Annotated in this window: 15 protein-coding genes; 12 read left to right on the forward strand and 3 right to left on the reverse strand. The window is 69.1% G+C overall.

What is annotated here, in order from left to right; all coding sequences use genetic code 11:
* Nucleotides 1-11: 11 nt before the first annotated feature.
* From OV208_RS19740 to OV208_RS19760, 5 genes are read left to right on the forward strand one after another with little or no spacing between them, the layout of a single operon-like run.
* A complete protein-coding gene (locus tag OV208_RS19740; RefSeq protein WP_267575389.1) occupies nucleotides 12-887 on the forward strand; it encodes an SCO family protein in 876 nt (291 codons plus the stop codon).
* Nucleotides 884-1,930 (forward strand): cytochrome c oxidase subunit II, encoded by a 1,047-nt coding sequence (gene coxB / locus OV208_RS19745; protein WP_267575390.1) that lies wholly within the window; start codon nucleotides 884-886, stop codon nucleotides 1,928-1,930. Before OV208_RS19740 ends, coxB begins: the two co-directional genes overlap by 4 nt.
* Nucleotides 1,914-3,590 (forward strand): cytochrome c oxidase subunit I, encoded by a 1,677-nt coding sequence (locus tag OV208_RS19750; protein ID WP_120545488.1) that lies wholly within the window; start codon nucleotides 1,914-1,916, stop codon nucleotides 3,588-3,590. The genes coxB and OV208_RS19750 overlap by 17 nt, the downstream gene beginning before the upstream one ends.
* A complete protein-coding gene (locus OV208_RS19755) occupies nucleotides 3,583-4,245 on the forward strand; it encodes a cytochrome c oxidase subunit 3 family protein (RefSeq protein ID WP_267575391.1) in 663 nt (220 codons plus the stop codon). Before OV208_RS19750 ends, OV208_RS19755 begins: the two co-directional genes overlap by 8 nt.
* Before the next feature lie 10 nt (nucleotides 4,246-4,255).
* On the forward strand, nucleotides 4,256-4,693 hold the full coding sequence (locus OV208_RS19760; protein ID WP_267575392.1) for a cytochrome C oxidase subunit IV family protein: 438 nt from the start codon (nucleotides 4,256-4,258) through the stop codon (nucleotides 4,691-4,693).
* A 95-nt stretch (nucleotides 4,694-4,788) separates the two neighbouring features.
* Here OV208_RS19760 and OV208_RS19765 read toward each other — a convergent pair whose 3' ends face one another.
* Complete coding sequence (locus OV208_RS19765) at nucleotides 4,789-5,859, reverse strand: DUF481 domain-containing protein (protein ID WP_267575393.1); 1,071 nt, start codon at nucleotides 5,857-5,859, stop codon at nucleotides 4,789-4,791.
* A gap of 172 nt (nucleotides 5,860-6,031) precedes the next feature.
* Here OV208_RS19765 and OV208_RS19770 point away from each other — a divergent pair, with 172 nt between their 5' ends.
* Both OV208_RS19770 and OV208_RS19775 read left to right on the forward strand, forming a co-directional pair.
* A complete protein-coding gene (locus OV208_RS19770) occupies nucleotides 6,032-6,703 on the forward strand; it encodes a hypothetical protein (protein WP_267575394.1) in 672 nt (223 codons plus the stop codon).
* Between the two features lie 43 nt (nucleotides 6,704-6,746).
* Nucleotides 6,747-7,703 carry a GNAT family N-acetyltransferase gene (locus OV208_RS19775; RefSeq protein WP_267575395.1) on the forward strand — a complete coding sequence of 319 codons (957 nt, stop codon included), beginning with the start codon at nucleotides 6,747-6,749 and terminating at the stop codon, nucleotides 7,701-7,703.
* A gap of 166 nt (nucleotides 7,704-7,869) precedes the next feature.
* Here OV208_RS19775 and OV208_RS19780 read toward each other — a convergent pair whose 3' ends face one another.
* Nucleotides 7,870-8,832, reverse strand: a complete 963-nt coding sequence (locus tag OV208_RS19780; protein ID WP_267575396.1) for a ferritin-like domain-containing protein — start codon at nucleotides 8,830-8,832, stop codon at nucleotides 7,870-7,872.
* Between the two features lie 121 nt (nucleotides 8,833-8,953).
* Here OV208_RS19780 and OV208_RS19785 point away from each other — a divergent pair, with 121 nt between their 5' ends.
* From OV208_RS19785 to OV208_RS19795, 3 genes are read left to right on the forward strand one after another with little or no spacing between them, the layout of a single operon-like run.
* A complete protein-coding gene (locus OV208_RS19785) occupies nucleotides 8,954-10,093 on the forward strand; it encodes a hypothetical protein (RefSeq protein WP_267575397.1) in 1,140 nt (379 codons plus the stop codon).
* A gap of 9 nt (nucleotides 10,094-10,102) precedes the next feature.
* On the forward strand, nucleotides 10,103-10,435 hold the full coding sequence (locus OV208_RS19790; protein ID WP_267575398.1) for a YkgJ family cysteine cluster protein: 333 nt from the start codon (nucleotides 10,103-10,105) through the stop codon (nucleotides 10,433-10,435).
* Nucleotides 10,432-11,421, forward strand: coding sequence for a YheT family hydrolase (locus OV208_RS19795; RefSeq protein WP_267575399.1), 990 nt, complete (start codon nucleotides 10,432-10,434; stop codon nucleotides 11,419-11,421). The genes OV208_RS19790 and OV208_RS19795 overlap by 4 nt, the downstream gene beginning before the upstream one ends.
* 21 nt (nucleotides 11,422-11,442) lie before the next feature.
* Here the strand turns inward: OV208_RS19795 and OV208_RS19800 are convergent, their stop codons facing one another.
* Nucleotides 11,443-12,051 (reverse strand): hypothetical protein, encoded by a 609-nt coding sequence (locus tag OV208_RS19800; RefSeq protein ID WP_267575400.1) that lies wholly within the window; start codon nucleotides 12,049-12,051, stop codon nucleotides 11,443-11,445.
* Nucleotides 12,052-13,297: 1,246 nt separating this feature from the next.
* Between OV208_RS19800 and OV208_RS19805 the strand changes: the two genes are divergently transcribed.
* Complete coding sequence (locus OV208_RS19805; protein WP_267575401.1) at nucleotides 13,298-14,416, forward strand: IPT/TIG domain-containing protein; 1,119 nt, start codon at nucleotides 13,298-13,300, stop codon at nucleotides 14,414-14,416.
* On the forward strand, nucleotides 14,413-15,021 hold the full coding sequence (locus tag OV208_RS19810) for an outer membrane beta-barrel protein (protein ID WP_267575402.1): 609 nt from the start codon (nucleotides 14,413-14,415) through the stop codon (nucleotides 15,019-15,021). The genes OV208_RS19805 and OV208_RS19810 overlap by 4 nt, the downstream gene beginning before the upstream one ends.
* The last annotated feature ends 14 nt before the right edge of the window (nucleotides 15,022-15,035 follow it).

Below are 15,035 nucleotides of genomic sequence, written 5' to 3' on the forward strand. Positions count from 1 at the left end.
GCGCCCCCGCCATGCCGTCCCTCCTCCCGAACACCTCCGCCCGCTCCGCCGGGCTCCTCGCGGCGCTCGTGCTGGTGTTCGCCAGCGCGCTGCCCGCGTCCGCCCTGCCGGGTGGAGGCCGGACGCCCCGCGCCATCGTGGAGGCGGACTCCGACCTGCCCCCGCCCATCAGCGGCGTGGACGTGCAGGAGCACCTGGGCGAGCCCATCCCCCTGGAGACCCGCTTCCTGGACTCCTCGGGGGAAGAAGTGCGGCTGGGGACCCTGCTGTCGAAGACGCGCCCCACCCTGCTCACGCTGGTGTACTACGAGTGCCCCATGCTCTGTAGCCTCGTCCTCAACGAACAGGTCCGTGTGATGCGCGACCTGGGGCTTGAGCTGGGCCGCGACTACGAGGCCCTCACCGTCAGCATCGACCCGAAGGACACCCCGGGTCAGAGCAGCGAGCGCCGTCGCAAGTACCTGCAGTCCATGGGCAAGCCGGAGACGGCTCCGTGGCATTTCCTCACCGGCACCGACGAGAACATCCGCAAGCTCGCCGACGCCGTGGGCTTCCAGTACACGTATGAGCCGAGCACGAAGCAGTACGCCCACCCCGCGGTGGTCACCGTGCTCACCCCGGAGGGGAGCATTTCGCGCTACCTCTACGGCACGTCGTTCGACCGCCAGAACGCGAAGCTCGCGTTGCTGGAAGCAGCGGGCGGTCGGGTTGGGACGAGCGTCGATCGCATCGTCATGTCGTGTTTCAAGTATGACACCGCCACGCGGCGGTACGGTTTCTACATCTTCGGATTCATCCGCCTGGGCTCCCTCGCCGTCTTCGGGGCCCTGGCGACGATGCTGATCTATTTCTGGAGGCGCGAGCTGAAGAAAGGCGCGACTACATGAGCGACCTGGCCAACCAATTCCTGTTCCTCCCGGAGCGCGCGTCCACGTTCGCGGAACGGGTCGACTTCCTGCACTACTTCGTCGTCGGTACGACGATGGTGATGTCCGCGGGCGTCGGTCTCGCGGCGCTCTTCATGTTCTTCCGCTACCGTCGGCGGGAGGCCCACCAGCACACGGAATACGTGGTGCCGGACCTGAAGACGGAGTTTCTCTTCGTCTCCGTGCCGCTGGTGTTCTTCCTGGCGTGGTTCGCCATCGGGTTCCGGGACTTCACCTGGTACACCACTCCGCCCAAGGACTCGATGGATGTCTACGTCATGGGCAAGCAGTGGATGTGGAAGTTCTCCTATCCCGAAGGCCCCAACGGCGTGAACGTGCTGCACGTGCCGGCGAACCGCCCGGTGCGTCTGCTCATCACGTCCCGCGACGTCATCCACTCCTTCTACGTCCCGTCCTTCCGCATCAAGATGGACGCGCTGCCGGGCCGCTACACGCAGGCCTGGTTCGAGGCGACGAAGCCCGGCACGTACCAGGTGCTCTGCACCGAGTACTGCGGTCTGTCGCACTCGAAGATGCTGGCCGAGGTCGTCGTGCTCGCGCCGGAGGACTACGAGAACTGGCTGAAGGAGCAGCAGCGCGGCCGCCTGCAGGACCGGCAGGACGCGCTCGCGGACACCTCGTTGGTGCCGCCCGTGGCCCGCATGTCGGAGCAGGGCCAGAAGCTGGTCGGCACGCAGGGCTGCCTGGGCTGCCACTCGGTGGACGGCTCGAAGCACATCGGCCCCACCTTCCTGGGCATGTACGAGCGCACCGAGAAGCTCGCCGACGGCCAGGACATCCGCGTGGATGAAGCCTACATCACCCAGTCGATGATGGACCCGGGCGCGCACATCGTCGCCGGCTACCAGAACGTGATGCCGACCTACCAGGGCAAGCTGCAGGGCCCTGAGTCCGCCGCCATCGTCGAGTACATCAAGACGCTGCGCACTCCGAACGTGCGCGAGAGCGCTTCCGAGGGACCCGCTTATGACCCCATCCAGTAGCATCGCCGCGCCGGGGGCAGTTCCCGGCCATGAGGCGACCGACGACCACGGCCACCACCCGAGCTATCTGACGGACGGCACCACGGTGAAGTCGTGGCTGCTGACGGTGGACCACAAGCGCATCGGCATCATGTACATGGCCTGGGTGCTGCTCTTCTTCCTGGTGGGCGGCATCTTCGCGCTGCTCATCCGGATCGAGCTGCTGACGCCCGGTCCGACCATCATGGACGCGATGACGTACAACCGCGTCTTCACGCTGCATGGCATCGTCATGATCTTCCTGTTCATGATCCCTGCCATCCCGTCCATCTTCGGCAACTTCATGTTGCCGCTGATGCTGGGCGCGAAGGACGTGGCGTTCCCGCGGCTGAACCTCCTGTCGCTCTACGTGTACCTGGCGGGCGCGGGCTTCGCGCTCTGGGGCATGCTCAACGGCGGCCTGGACACCGGCTGGACGTTCTACACGCCGTACAGCGCGCACACGACGACGTCGGTGGCGCCGGTGCTCTTCGGTGCGTTCATCATCGGGTTCAGCTCCATCCTCACGGGCATGAACTTCATCGTCACCACGCACACCATGCGGGCGCCGGGCATCACCTGGTTCAAGATGCCCCTGATGGTCTGGGCGCTCTACGCGACCAGCTGCATCCAGGTGCTGGCGACGCCGGTGATTGGCCTCCTGCTCCTGCTGGTGACGGCGGAGAACCTGTTCAGCCTGGGCATGTTCGATGTCGCCCGCGGCGGTGACCCGGTGCTCTTCCAGCACCTGTTCTGGTTCTACAGCCACCCGGCCGTGTACATCATGGTGCTCCCGGCGTTCGGCGTGATGAGCGAGATCGTCGCCACGTTCAGCCGCAAGAACATCTTCGGCTACCGCGCGGTGGCGTACTCCAGCGTGGGCATCGCCTTCGTGGGCTTCTTCGCCTGGGGCCACCACATGTTCGTGTCCGGCCAGTCGACCTTCAACGCCGGTGTGTTCGGCGTGCTGTCGATGCTGGTGGGCGTCTTCACCGCCATCAAGGTCTTCAACTGGGTGGGCACCGTCTACAAGGGCGCGGTGGAGTTCAGCACCCCGTTCGCCTACTTCTGCGGCTTCCTGTTCTTCACCGTGTTCGGTGGCATGACGGGCATCGCGGTGGCGACGGTGTCGCTGGACGTGCCGTGGCACGACACGTACTTCGTCGTGGCGCACTTCCACTTCATCATGGTGGGCGCGACGATCATGGCCTTCCTGGCCGCGCTCCACTACTGGTTCCCGAAGATGTTCGGGAAGACGTACCACGAGGGGTGGGGCCTGGTGTCCGCGGCGCTCATCATCCTGGGCTTCAACGCGACGTTCATCCCCCAGTTCCTCGTGGGCAACGCGGGCATGCCGCGCCGCTACTACGAGTACCCGGAGCGCTTCCAGGCGCTGAACGTGGCGTCCACGGCCGGTGCGTCGCTGCTCGCGTTCGGGTTCATCATCATCGCCATCTACCTGACGTACGCCCTCATCTACGGCGAGCGTGCGGACAACCCGTGGAACAGCAAGGGCTACGAGTGGCTGACGGCGTCTCCGCCGCCTACCCACAACTTCATTGGCCCCCAGCCGACCTACCCGGAGGAGCCCCACTTCTACGTGGATCCGAACACGGGCAAGGGCGAGGTGTCGGATGTCTAGCGCGCACGTGACGCCGGGCTCGGTGCCCGGTCCGAAGCTGGCCGCCCACTTCGCGTCGCTGGAGGTGCAGAAGCACGCGGCGCGGCTGGGCATGTGGCTGTTCCTGGCCACGGAAATCCTGCTCTTCGCTGGTCTGTTCGCGTGCTACGCGGCGTACCGCTTCCTGTTCCCGGAAGCGTGGGCCGCGTGCAGCCGTGAGCTGGACCTGACGATGGGCACCATCAACACGGTGGTGCTCATCACCTCCTCGTTCACCGCCGCCATGGCGGTGCACTACGCCAAGGAGGGCAAGAACAAGATGGTGGGGCACATGTTCGTGCTCACCCTGCTGATGGCCATCGCGTTCCTCGTCATCAAGTTCTTCGAGTACAAGCACAAGTTCCACATCGGGACGCTGCCGGGCCGGTACTACTTCTACGAAGGCATCCAGCTGCCGGGCGCCCCGCTGTACTTCACGGTGTACTTCGCCTCCACCGCGCTGCACGGTCTGCACGTCATCATCGGCATGACGGTGCTGATGTTCTCCACGGTGCGCGCGTACCGCGTCGGGGACTTCAACGCGAACAACTACACGATGGTCGAGCTGGGCTCCATGTACTGGCACCTCGTCGACCTGGTGTGGATCTTCCTCTTCCCGTTGCTGTACCTGGTCTGAGAGCTACGACATGGCCATCGCGAACGAATCTCAGCAGGAAGAGCACAACATGCAGGAGCACCACGGCGCCGGTCGCTACGTGGTCATCTGGCTGGTCCTGCTGGTGCTCACGCTCGTCACCGTCTTCACCGGCCGCATGCACCTGCCTGACTTTGGCTTGCTGCTGGCCATCGTCATCGCCAGCGTGAAGGGCACGCTGGTGGCGCTGTACTTCATGCACCTGTCCGAGCACCGCGGCGCGAACCGTCTGGTGTTCGGCGTGTCCATCGTCTTCGTGGTGCTGCTCATCGGCTTCACGCTGATGGACTTCGGCACCCGCTTCCGTCTGGCCAACCCTCCGGGTTCGCAGTACAGCGACCTGCAGGCGGTGGACATCGGCGCGAACAAGGCCGAGGGCCGCCAGGGCGGGCACCTGGACGAGAAGCAGAAGAAAGAGACGCACGAGTAGCTTCGTCGTCGTCCCCTTGAAGCACGAACGCGGCGCCCGGGATTCCTCCCTGGCGCCGCGTCGCTTTTCCGGCGTCCCTGCGTTGCCTGCCGCGACTACAGCGCGATGGTCAGGTTGAAGGAGAGCGCCGTGTCGGTGGACACCTTGCCCGGGGGCGGAGCGCTGTCAGACTTCACGAGGAAGCCCACGCCCAGGGCCAGCGCGTCGGTGAGGTTGGCCATCACCTGCGTCTGGCTGCTGAAGAGCACGCGGGACTCGGTGATGACGCTGACCAGGATCTCCGCCTCTTCCTGGAAGGTGATGTCCTTGGAGATGCCGTAGCGGAACATGGCACCGAAGCGGGGGCCACCGATGTCCACGTCCGGCAGGTCCATGCGCTCCGGGTAGTACTGGAAGCGCGTCTCGCGAGCGTAGCGGAAGGCGAAGTCGGTGCGCAGCGTGGCGTCCCGCGTGCCCAGCTTCTCGTCCTTCTTGGTGTCGAACCAGAGGATGCTGGCGCCGGCTTCACCGTAGGGCCGCGACTCGACGCTGCCGACGTGGTCCGTCAGGGCGCCCGCCAGCAGGTAGCCGCTGAGGTGTTCGGTAAAGCGGCGGTCGCCACGCAGCTCGATGCCGGCGTTGAGGGCCACCACCTGCGACAGCGACTCGACCTCCCCTTCCAACTGGGGCGGGCGGCTGCGGCCGTACGCGCCGAAGGCCTTCACCGAGTAGATCCAGTGCTCCGTCTTGCGCAGCGCGCTCGCGAGCCCGCTCACCGTCAGCGTGGACGCGTTGCCCGTGAGGGAGATGAGGCTCAGGCCCACGCTGACGTCCCAGGTGCTGGGCTTCGAGGCGGGGGCGGCAGCGGCGGCGGGCGCCTCCGGGGGCGGGGCGATGGGGCCCCGGGCCGTCACTTCAGCCAGGCGCTCGATGGCGACGGCGAGCCGGGCGCTGGCCTCGGCGGCGCGCTCCGCGGCGAGGGCGGCACGCTCCGCGGCGACGGCGGCGCGCTCCGCGGGGGCATCCGCGGGAATCACGGAGGGCGGCACGGGGGGCACGGGCGGCGGCACGGGGGCGGCCGGAGCGCGAGCGGCGGCGGGGGGCGGAGGCGGCGCGGCGGGACGCGGCGCGGGCGGCGGGGTCTGGGCTTGCAGCGACGTGGCGAGCAGCAGTGCGACGGGGAGCATCGGGTTTCCTTGGGTCTGGTGCAGGCACGGCGAACGCGCCTGCGCGGGAGCGATGGTGACCGGGCTCCCTTTTCCGGCGTGCACTTCTTAGCGCATGCGGGACATGGAGCGTCCGGGCCTTCTAGGCTTGAAGCATGGGTCCCCATGGGGCCCGGTACGCGAGGACCCGCCCTTGAAACCCGCCCTGCCCCTGCTGCTGAGCACCCTGCTGCTATGGCCCGCCCTCGCTCCGGCGGCGCAGAAGGTCACCGTGCCGGTGGACGTGGGCGTGGGCCCGGCGGTGTTCATGTTCTTCGGGCCCGTCTTCGAGGATCAGCCCATCCACACGGGGCTGAAGTTGTCGGTGGACGCGGTGCTGGACAAGGAGTGGCTGCGCAAGAACCAGCGCGTCATCCCGACCCGCTACCGCAAGCAGGCCACGAAGGTGGAGGAGATCCGCATCTCTCCGTCCATCTTCATTCCGGACTCGTTCATCATCTCGCCGAAGTACCGGGACACGGGGATGTACGGCATCACGTTCAAGCCGCTGGGCCTGGGGCTGCCGCTGTCCTCCAGTCCGGTGCGCTTCACCGTGGGCGCGGGGCTGGTGTTGTCGTACGCGTACATGTTCTCCGACACGCTGCCCGACACGCACTTCCTGAGGCCCGGCGCGGAGGTGGGCGCGGACCTGGAGTTCCAACTGGCGAAGAGCTTCCTCATCAGCGTGGGCTGGGAGTCCACCTTCTACGTGCCGCAGGAGCTGGGCGGGCTGGGCCTGCCGGACAAGCTGGGCAACGGCATCTTCCACGTGGGGCAGGCGTACCTGCAGTTCCACTTCCGCTTCCCGTACAGCACGCGGCTGTAGCGCTCGCGCCGGGACGCGCCTCGCGTCTAGCCTGCGCGGCACCATGTCCCTCGTCCTCGCCACCGACGCGCAGAAGAGCGCGCGCGACGCAGTCACCCACGCCGCTTGGGGTTCCCCGCTGAGCGTGCCGCAGTACCAGGAGCGCGAGGCGCGGCTGCGGGCCCACCCGTGGAGCCGCGAGGCCATGAGCACCTGGCTGTGGCTGGGGGACGACGGCGCGGTGCTGGCCTCGTGCGAGACCTTCCGCACCGACAGCTTCCTGCGCGGCGGGGACGGACGGTTCGCGCAGGGCGACAGCTACGCCATCGCCAGCGTCTTCACGGAGGGCCCCCTGCGCGGCCGGGGGTACGCCACGCGGTTGATGGACTCGGTCGCCCTGGAGCTGGAGCGCGTGGCGCCGCGTCCGCATTCCGTCGTCCTGTTCTCCGATGTCGGGGCGCCGCTGTATCGCCGCTCGGGGTACGTGGAGGTCCCGGCGTGGGACTGGCACCTGGACGCATCGGAAGGAGTGGAGGGACGCGCGGTGGACGGCGGACTCCTGGAGACGGACGTGGCCCGGGCGTTGGAGCGGATGCGCCGGCCCCAGGTGCCCTTCTATCTCTGGCCGACGGCCTCGCAGGTGGACTGGCACCTGGAGCGGGAGCGCATCTACGCGGAGCTTCTGGAAAGGCCCCGGCCCCGGACGTGCGGCGCGGTGGTGGGTGGGTCCACGGCGCTGTGGACGATGATGGCCCGCTACGGCGAACTGGTGGTGCTGATGCTGGATGCGCGGGATGCATCGGACGCGCAGGCCCTGCTCGCGGAGGCGCGTCGCGTGGCGCACCACGCGGGACTCAAGCGCGTGGTGTGGTGGGAGGAGGCCGCGACGGCGCCGCTGCTCGCGGGCGTGCCCGGGGCCGTGCGGGTGCAGCGGGATGGCTCGCTGCCCATGCTGCGCCCCCTGCGCGCGGGCCTGCCTGCCGCTCCGGAGGTCCCCTTCCCTCGCGCCCTCTGGGTGTGACGTCACGACCACATCGTCGCCGTCAGCAGCCGCTGCGTGCGGGCGGAGCGATGCCACGATCTTGTCAGCCCGTCTCGTCAGCCCCGGGCTGGAGATGACTTCGCGGCGGGCGTTTCCGCCGCCAGCGCCGTGAACGAGGCGCGGGGCGACGGAACGTTTCCGGTGACTACGCCACCAGTCCAACGAGGCCCTGGAACAGGGTCAGGGCCTGCTCTCGGGAGGGCATCCCCGCATCGCGGATGAGCTGCTCCGGCGGCCGGTGCCCCTCCACCTCTTCTCCCAGGACGCGCAGCGCATCCCGCCGCGCCTGGAGCAACCGCTCCCGCTGCGTCGACGTCAGTCGCTCCTGGGCCCACGCATCCACGGCCCACGCCAGCTCCGCGTGGCGCACTTCATCCCTCGCGATGGCGCGCAGCGTGTCGCGCACCTCGAGGTCCTGCGCGGTGCGCGACTGCCAGCCCGCCACGAAGGCCCCGAAGGTCTCACGCACGCAACCCTCGACCGCGTTCTCCAGGAGCATCTCCTCCAGCGAGCGGGCCTCGAAGGGCGACAGGACCACGTCGGGCAGGGTCGCGCCGTGGCGTTCGGCGAGCGACTGCATCGCACGGGTATGGCGGACCTCGTCTCCCGCCGAGCGGCGAGCGGCCTTCACCAGGGCCTCCGGCGCCCCGTGTGCCTTGAGTTCGTCCGCGAGCCGCAGGAACGCCGGCACTGACGCCGCCTCCAGCCAGGCAGCATGCGCGAAGAGCGCTCCCATCGCCCCGCCGGACTCCGACACGAGGGCCTCCCGCAGCCCCTCGGGCCGACGACCATCGTTGGAGCAGGTGACATAGCTGCACATCACCTCCGCCTTGCCAGCGACCGTGGAGGGCGTCGCGTAGCAGCCGGTGCTTCGGGCACCGTCGTCGCCCTGGTCGGGGCAGCTGTCGCAGGACGGACGACTCGGGAGGCTCCCATCCGCGTTGAGCGCGACGAGTCCCCCACTGAGGGAGGTGGGACCGTAGCCGCAATCCTCCCCGTTTCCACACCCCAGCCCCAGGGGCATCAGGGGCGCGGCCAACAGCAGGCCGTAGAGGGTGCGGCGCAGCATCCGGTGCTTCGGAATCACATCTAGCGTCCGACGAGACATGGGAACCTCCGCGTTTCCGTCCTGGAAACCGGCCTGGCTCCCACCTCCGGCCCGGTGGGTATGGACGGCGACCTTAACCTGGATGTGTCAGGGGGCGACAGGTCCCCTAGGATGCGCCCCCATGGCTGAACGAAGGCGCATCATCGAGGGCACCTGGAACTGCACGTCCTGCGACGCGAAGAACATCCCCGCGCGCCACAAGAACTGCCCCTCTTGCAACAACCCGCGTGAGCTCACGGGCAAGGAGTCGGAGTTCGACTTCGGTGACGTGGACGCGGTCTCTGGCAAGTCGGTCCGCGAGGGCGTCACCGACGAACAGGCCCTGGACCTGGCCGGCGCGGGCGAGGACTGGTTCTGCGCCTACTGCGGCGCCTCCAACCGGGGCGACGCCAAGCGGTGCCGGCAGTGCTCCGCCGAGCGCGGCTCGGATGCGAAGGCCGCGCGCATCGCGGACCTGTCCCCCAAGCCGCCGCCGAAGCCCGCGCCCAAGCCAGGCAACGGGAAGAAGATCGCGCTCATCGTCGTGGCCATCCTGGGCTCGTGCTGCTTCGGCACCTGCGCGATAGGCGCGTGGGGCAACATGACGCACGACTTCAAGGGCGAGGTCACCGCCACGAGCTGGCGTCGCGCCGTGGTGCAGGAGCGCTTCCTCCCGGAGGCCCGCACGGGTTGGAGGGATGAGCTGAGCTCCATTGCCCCGCGCATGCCGGTGAACGGCGCGGGCGAAGTGCCGGGCGTGACGAACATCCGCGACTGCGTGTCCCGCCAGCGCGGCACGCGCAGGGTCGCGGATGGCACCGAGCGCGTGTGTCGCTCGAAGACCCGCAAGGTGGCGTGTGGCACCGAGGAGAAGTGCCGGCGCCGCGACAAGGGCAACGGCTTCGTCGAGGAGGTCTGCCACGACGAGACGAAGTACTGCAACGAGTCCTACGAGGACTGCCAGACGGAGACGCGCTACCGCAACGAGCCCGTCTATTCGCAGCAGTGCGCCTACGACACGTACGCGTGGAAGCAGGTGGATCAGCGGGAGCTGAAGGGCACGGAGGATGCGCCGCGCTGGCCGGAGCTGACGGCTGGAACGAACGAGCGCGTGCGACGCGAGGAGTCCTACCGCGTGAACGTGCGCTATGACGACGACGGCGTGAAGGAACACGTGGTGGAGCCCGCCCGCGAGGACGAGTTCCTCGGGTGGAAGAAGGGTCAGGGCGTCACGCTCACCGTGACGAACCTGGGCAAGGTCGAGAAGGCCATCCGCCGCTGAAGGAGTTGCATGGAGTGCACCTGCTGTGGCGCCTGTTGCGTGGCGCCGGACATCGCCGCGTTGGACAAGCCCCTGGGGCTCAGATGCCCGCACCTGGGCGCGGACAACCTGTGCACCGTCTACGAGCGGAGGCCCCAGGTGTGCCGGGACTACGCGGCGGATGAGGTGTGCCGTCGCATCGAAGCGCCGACGTTGGAGGAGCGCGTGCACAACTACCTGGCGCTGTTCCAGCTCACCGGCGAAGCGGAGGCCGTGCGGGTGTCCGGCTGCGCCTCCATGCGAGCGGCCCGGACGGTGGCGGGCCTGTCGGGACGTGTTCGGGTGCAGGGAGACGTGACGTGAAGTTCCAACCGACAGAACCCTTCATCCCCGCGCCGGGGATTCGCGGCGCGAATGCGCAGACCATCTTCGCCTCGCTCGCGCGGCCCACCCGTTCGCCGCCCCTGCGGCGGGAGCGCAAGGAGCTGCCGGACGGGGACTTCGTCGACCTGGACAGCTTCGATGGTCCGACGGGCGCGCCGCACGTGGTGGTGCTGCATGGCCTGGAGGGGTCGTCCCAGGCGGGCTACGTCACCGAGGTTCTGAGGGGTGCGGCGAAGCGCGGCTGGGGTGCCACGGCGATCAACTTCCGCTCGTGCAGCGGGGAGCCGAACCGGCTGGCGCGGGCGTATCACTCCGGGGACACGAGCGACACGCTGCTCGTGATGGCGGACGTGCGCTCGCGCGTCACCGGCCCGATGCTGGCGGTGGGATTCTCGCTGGGGGCCAACGTGTTGTGCCGGCTCCTGGAGGAGACGGGCGACGCGGCCCCGGTGGCCGCCGCGGTGTCCATCAGCGCGCCGTATGACTTGGACGCGTGCTGCCGGAAGCTGGACAGCGGTGACGGCTTCCTCTGGTTCTACCGCAAGCGGTTCCTGCGCACGCTCAAGAGCAAGTCCCGCGCGAAGCTCCGGCGGTTTCCGGGCGCGTTCGATTTGAAGACGATGCAGGCGGCGCACACCATCCGGGCGTTCGACGACGTCGTCACCGGACCGCTGCACGGCTTCCAGGGCGCTGAGCACTACTACCGGGAGGCGTCCTCGGGTCCCCGGTTGGGAGACATCCGCAGACACACGCTGCTGTTGAGCTCCGCGGATGATCCGATGCTGGTGACACCGGTGATTCCACGGTCGGCGCCGGACAACCCGTTCCTCCACGTGGTGTTGACGGAGCACGGTGGCCACGTGGGCTTCGTCGGGGGCAGCCTGCTCCGACCCTCCTTCTGGGCCGAAAACCAGGCGCTGGTGTTCTTCGAACAGGTGCTCGCTCAGCGGCTGGCGGCGACGTAGCGCTCGTTCAACCGCGAGAGGTCAGCCGAAGAAGAGGGCGAAGCCGAGCTTCGCGGACGGCTGCAGGGCTCGCATGCCCCAGGAGCGCGTCTCCAAGGGAGTCAGCGCGTCGCGGAAGGGTTCGTCGAGTTTCTGGAGGCTGGGGACCGCCATCTCCATGACGCTCATGCCGCCGCGCACGAAGAAGCTGAGCCGCCGCGTGGCGTTGAATTCCAGGCCCAGGTGGGCACTGGCGTACGAGTAGCCCACTCGCTCCATGGAGGAAGCGGGCAACAGCGTCCGGTCCGCGAGTCTCCGGTTGAGCGTCTCGGTGCTCGCGGCCTGCGCGTGGCCGAGCTCCAGGGACAGCGAGGGAGAGAAGGTTCCGCGCAGCGGCAGCAGCGTGAGTCCCACGCGCGCGGCACCGCGCAATCCGTTGTGCGCACCGCCGATGTGCAGGCGGACGTGAGGCGAAGGCCGGAAGACCGCGGAGAGTCCCGCGCCTTCGGGCATGCCCGCGTCGAGCATCAGACCGAAGGGTGCCAGGCGTTCCGGATCACTCGTGCGGCGCCGCAGCTCCTGCGTCTGGGCGATGGCGGTGTGCGCCGCCAGGACCACGAATGCCGCGGTGATGATGGACACCGCTCCCATGAGGCGTCTCCCCGTTCCAGACACCGCGGCTCCCCGCGATGAGATTTGCGAGGCGCGCCGGCTCCCGGGAGCAACCCATCCACGGAACCCGACGTCTCTTGCTTCCCCCCGACCCGCCACTCCACTCCCGCCTTTGATCCCTGTCGTGTGCCGGCGGTCGCGTTCCCGTGAGCTGCCATCCGGCTCGATCACGACGGCCCCGCACCGACATGCCCTGCGTGCGTCACTGCCCTTCACTCCCGTCCGGCGTACCGCGACCGCATTGCCGAACTCCCCCAACCTGCGCACTGCCCCATCCCGTCGCACAGCCCCGTACAGCGTCCTGCTTGCTGCCTTGCTTCAACCCCACTGCCTTTGCTGCCCCGACCCGCCCGTCCAACCCGTGCTGCCTTTGCTGCCCCGACCCGCCCGACCCCGTCCTGCCTTGCTGCCCCGACCCGCCCGTCCAACCCGTGCTGCCTTTGCTGCCCCGACCCGCCCGACCCCGTCCTGCCTTTGCTGCCCCGACCCGCCCGACCCCGTCCTGCCTTGCTGCCCCGACCCGCCCGTCCAACCTGTTCGACCTTGCTGCCCCGACCCGCCCGTCCAACCCCGTCCTGCGTGCTGCCCCGTTCAACCTTGCTGCCCCGACCCGCCCGTCCAACCCCGTCCTGCGTGCTGCCCCGTTCAACCTTGCTGCCCCGACCCGCCCGTCCAACCCGTGCTGCCTTTGCTGCCCCGACCCGCCCGACCCGCCCGACCCGCCCGTCCTGCCTTGCTGCCCCGACCCGCCCGTCCAACCCGTGCTGCCCCGACCCGCCCGTCCAACCCGTGCTGCCCCGACCCGCCCGTCCAACCCGTGCTGCCCCGACCCGCCCGTCCAACCCGTGCTGCCCCGACCCGCCCGTCCTGCCCCGTTCAACCTTGCTGCCCCGACCCGCCCGTCCTGCCCCAACCCGCCCGACCCCGTCCTGCCTTTGCTGCCCCGCCCCCCCGACCCGCCCTGCTCCCCCCGAAGCAGTGCGGCTTCCCCCCCACCGTGCTGCCCGTCCCCCCCGCCGTGCTGCCCGTCCCTGCTGCCTGGAGCCTTAGCATTCGCCGTGCCGACGCCCCTCTCAGGGTTATTCCCCTGGAAATTCAAGCGCTTGAGCCCCGATGCCCTCCAGGACGAGGGGCGCTGTGAGCGCGGAGCCGGAAAAAACTCCTGACCCTCCAGGGCCCCGGCCTAACGTGTGACAGCCTTGTTGACGGGATGATGGAGGAACCCGTGCGCCTTCCGGTCGCCGCCGCACTGCTCAGCCTGGTCGCCTGCTCCGAAACGACCGAAGGCCCCACCCCGAAGCTCGAAGGCCTCATCAATCCGCTGGAGCGGCTCGTCACCCCCGCTCGCGTCTGCAACGCCGGGGGCGGCGTGCGCGGATGGCCCCTGGAAATCGTGGGCACGGGCTTCAACCCCCTGCCCCGCGACGCGCTCACCGACACGCCCACCGTGGAGCTGCCGCGGGTCACCCTGAGCGGCCCGAGCGACTACACGCTCCCCGCCGACCACCTCTTCTTCGCACGCGCCGAGCTGATGCGGATGGACCTGCCCACCCGCGACAGCACCCCGTCAAGCCAGCTCGCGCCCGGCACCTATACCGTCGCCGTGACGAACCCCCTGGGCGGGACCGCCACCCTCGAGGACGGCCTGCGCGTCGTGCCCGCACCCACGCTCCAGAGCATCACCGCGCCCCAGGGCTTCTTCTACGGCGGTGGCAGTCCGCTCGTCATCGAAGGCAGCGGCTTCCGCTCGGACGCGCTGCCCCTCATCACCCTGCACCGCGCGGGCGAAGAGGACACGACGCTCTTCACCCTCACCGTCGTCTCCGACACGCGCATCGAAGCCGAGGTCCCTCCCGCGACGCCCGAAGGCACCTACGACCTCGTCCTCACCAACCCCGAGGGCTGCTCCATCACCCGGCCCCAGGCGCTCACCGTCACCTATCCGAAGCTGGGCCTCCTCACCCTGTCGCCCCGGAGCGGCCCCGCCAGCAACGACACGTCCATCACCCTGGACAACGCCCGCTCCGGCAACGAGCGCCCATTCTCATCCGGCATCCAGGACGTGTACCTGGTCGCGCCCGTGAAGGCGGACCCCAGCCAGCGCGTGAACATCCCCCTGCGCGACGTGACGTTCGTGTCCGGCACCCAGCTCACCGCCACCGTGCCCACGTGCGCCGGGTTTGATCCGCTGCCCGTGACGTCGCCCCAGTGCCCCGGCGGCGTCGTGCCCGGCGGCCCGTACGCACTCATCATCGCGGACCCCAGCGGCGCGGTGGGCGTGGTGCCCGAGTCCGCGGGCTTCACCGTCTCCGCCTCCCTCCTCAACGACGCCCCCACCCCATGAACGCACTCGCCCTGCTCGCGTTCGCGGCGCTGGCCGCCGCGCCGTCCCCATCCCCCAAGCACAAGGAAGGCCCCCTCTTCCTCGCGCCCAAGGTGGGCTTCATCAAGACGACCACGTCGCTCGACGGGGACCTCTATCTGGCCGGCGAGGTGGGCTACCTCACGCCCCTGCTCCAGCGGCGGCTCGCGGTGGTGCTGGAGGTGAACTACCACCGGCCCTCCACGACGGGGACGATGCGCGGGCCCCAGTTGGACAACCTGGGCCAGCCCGTGGAGCGCCCCTACACGCTCGCCGCACGCGAGGTCGCCATCCAACTGTCCGCCGTGCTCCGCTTTCCCCGAGGGCTGGGGCCGCTCACTCCCTATGTGGGCGCGGGCCCGGGCCTGTACCTGCACCGCGCGACGGTGGAGGTGTACGACAGCACCGCGTCGGAGAGCGGCGGCGGGTTCGGCTTCCAGGCGCTCGCGGGCGCTGAGCTCCCGCTGGGTCCTGGGGGCGCGTTCCTGGAAGCGCACTACCACTTCGCCCCCGTGAGCTTCCTCACCACCGGCGACGTGAACACCGGCGGCGTGCTGGCGGCGGTGGGCTACCGCCTGCGGCTGTAGTCAGCTGCGGACAC

The sequence above is a fragment of the Corallococcus sp. bb12-1 genome, from assembly GCF_026626765.1.
GTDB lineage: Bacteria > Myxococcota > Myxococcia > Myxococcales > Myxococcaceae > Corallococcus > Corallococcus terminator.

Coding starts and splice junctions, on each gene's coding strand:
- coxB (WP_267575390.1), top strand. CDS start 884: ATGAGCGACCTGGCCAACCAATTCCTGTTCCTCCCGGAGCGCGCGTCC.
- OV208_RS19750 (WP_120545488.1), top strand. CDS start 1,914: ATGACCCCATCCAGTAGCATCGCCGCGCCGGGGGCAGTTCCCGGCCAT.
- OV208_RS19790 (WP_267575398.1), top strand. CDS start 10,103: ATGGAGTGCACCTGCTGTGGCGCCTGTTGCGTGGCGCCGGACATCGCC.
- OV208_RS19755 (WP_267575391.1), top strand. CDS start 3,583: ATGTCTAGCGCGCACGTGACGCCGGGCTCGGTGCCCGGTCCGAAGCTG.
- OV208_RS19760 (WP_267575392.1), top strand. CDS start 4,256: ATGGCCATCGCGAACGAATCTCAGCAGGAAGAGCACAACATGCAGGAG.
- OV208_RS19800 (WP_267575400.1), bottom strand. CDS start 12,051: ATGGGAGCGGTGTCCATCATCACCGCGGCATTCGTGGTCCTGGCGGCG.
- OV208_RS19810 (WP_267575402.1), top strand. CDS start 14,413: ATGAACGCACTCGCCCTGCTCGCGTTCGCGGCGCTGGCCGCCGCGCCG.
- OV208_RS19775 (WP_267575395.1), top strand. CDS start 6,747: ATGTCCCTCGTCCTCGCCACCGACGCGCAGAAGAGCGCGCGCGACGCA.
- OV208_RS19740 (WP_267575389.1), top strand. CDS start 12: ATGCCGTCCCTCCTCCCGAACACCTCCGCCCGCTCCGCCGGGCTCCTC.
- OV208_RS19785 (WP_267575397.1), top strand. CDS start 8,954: ATGGCTGAACGAAGGCGCATCATCGAGGGCACCTGGAACTGCACGTCC.
- OV208_RS19780 (WP_267575396.1), bottom strand. CDS start 8,832: ATGTCTCGTCGGACGCTAGATGTGATTCCGAAGCACCGGATGCTGCGC.
- OV208_RS19765 (WP_267575393.1), bottom strand. CDS start 5,859: ATGCTCCCCGTCGCACTGCTGCTCGCCACGTCGCTGCAAGCCCAGACC.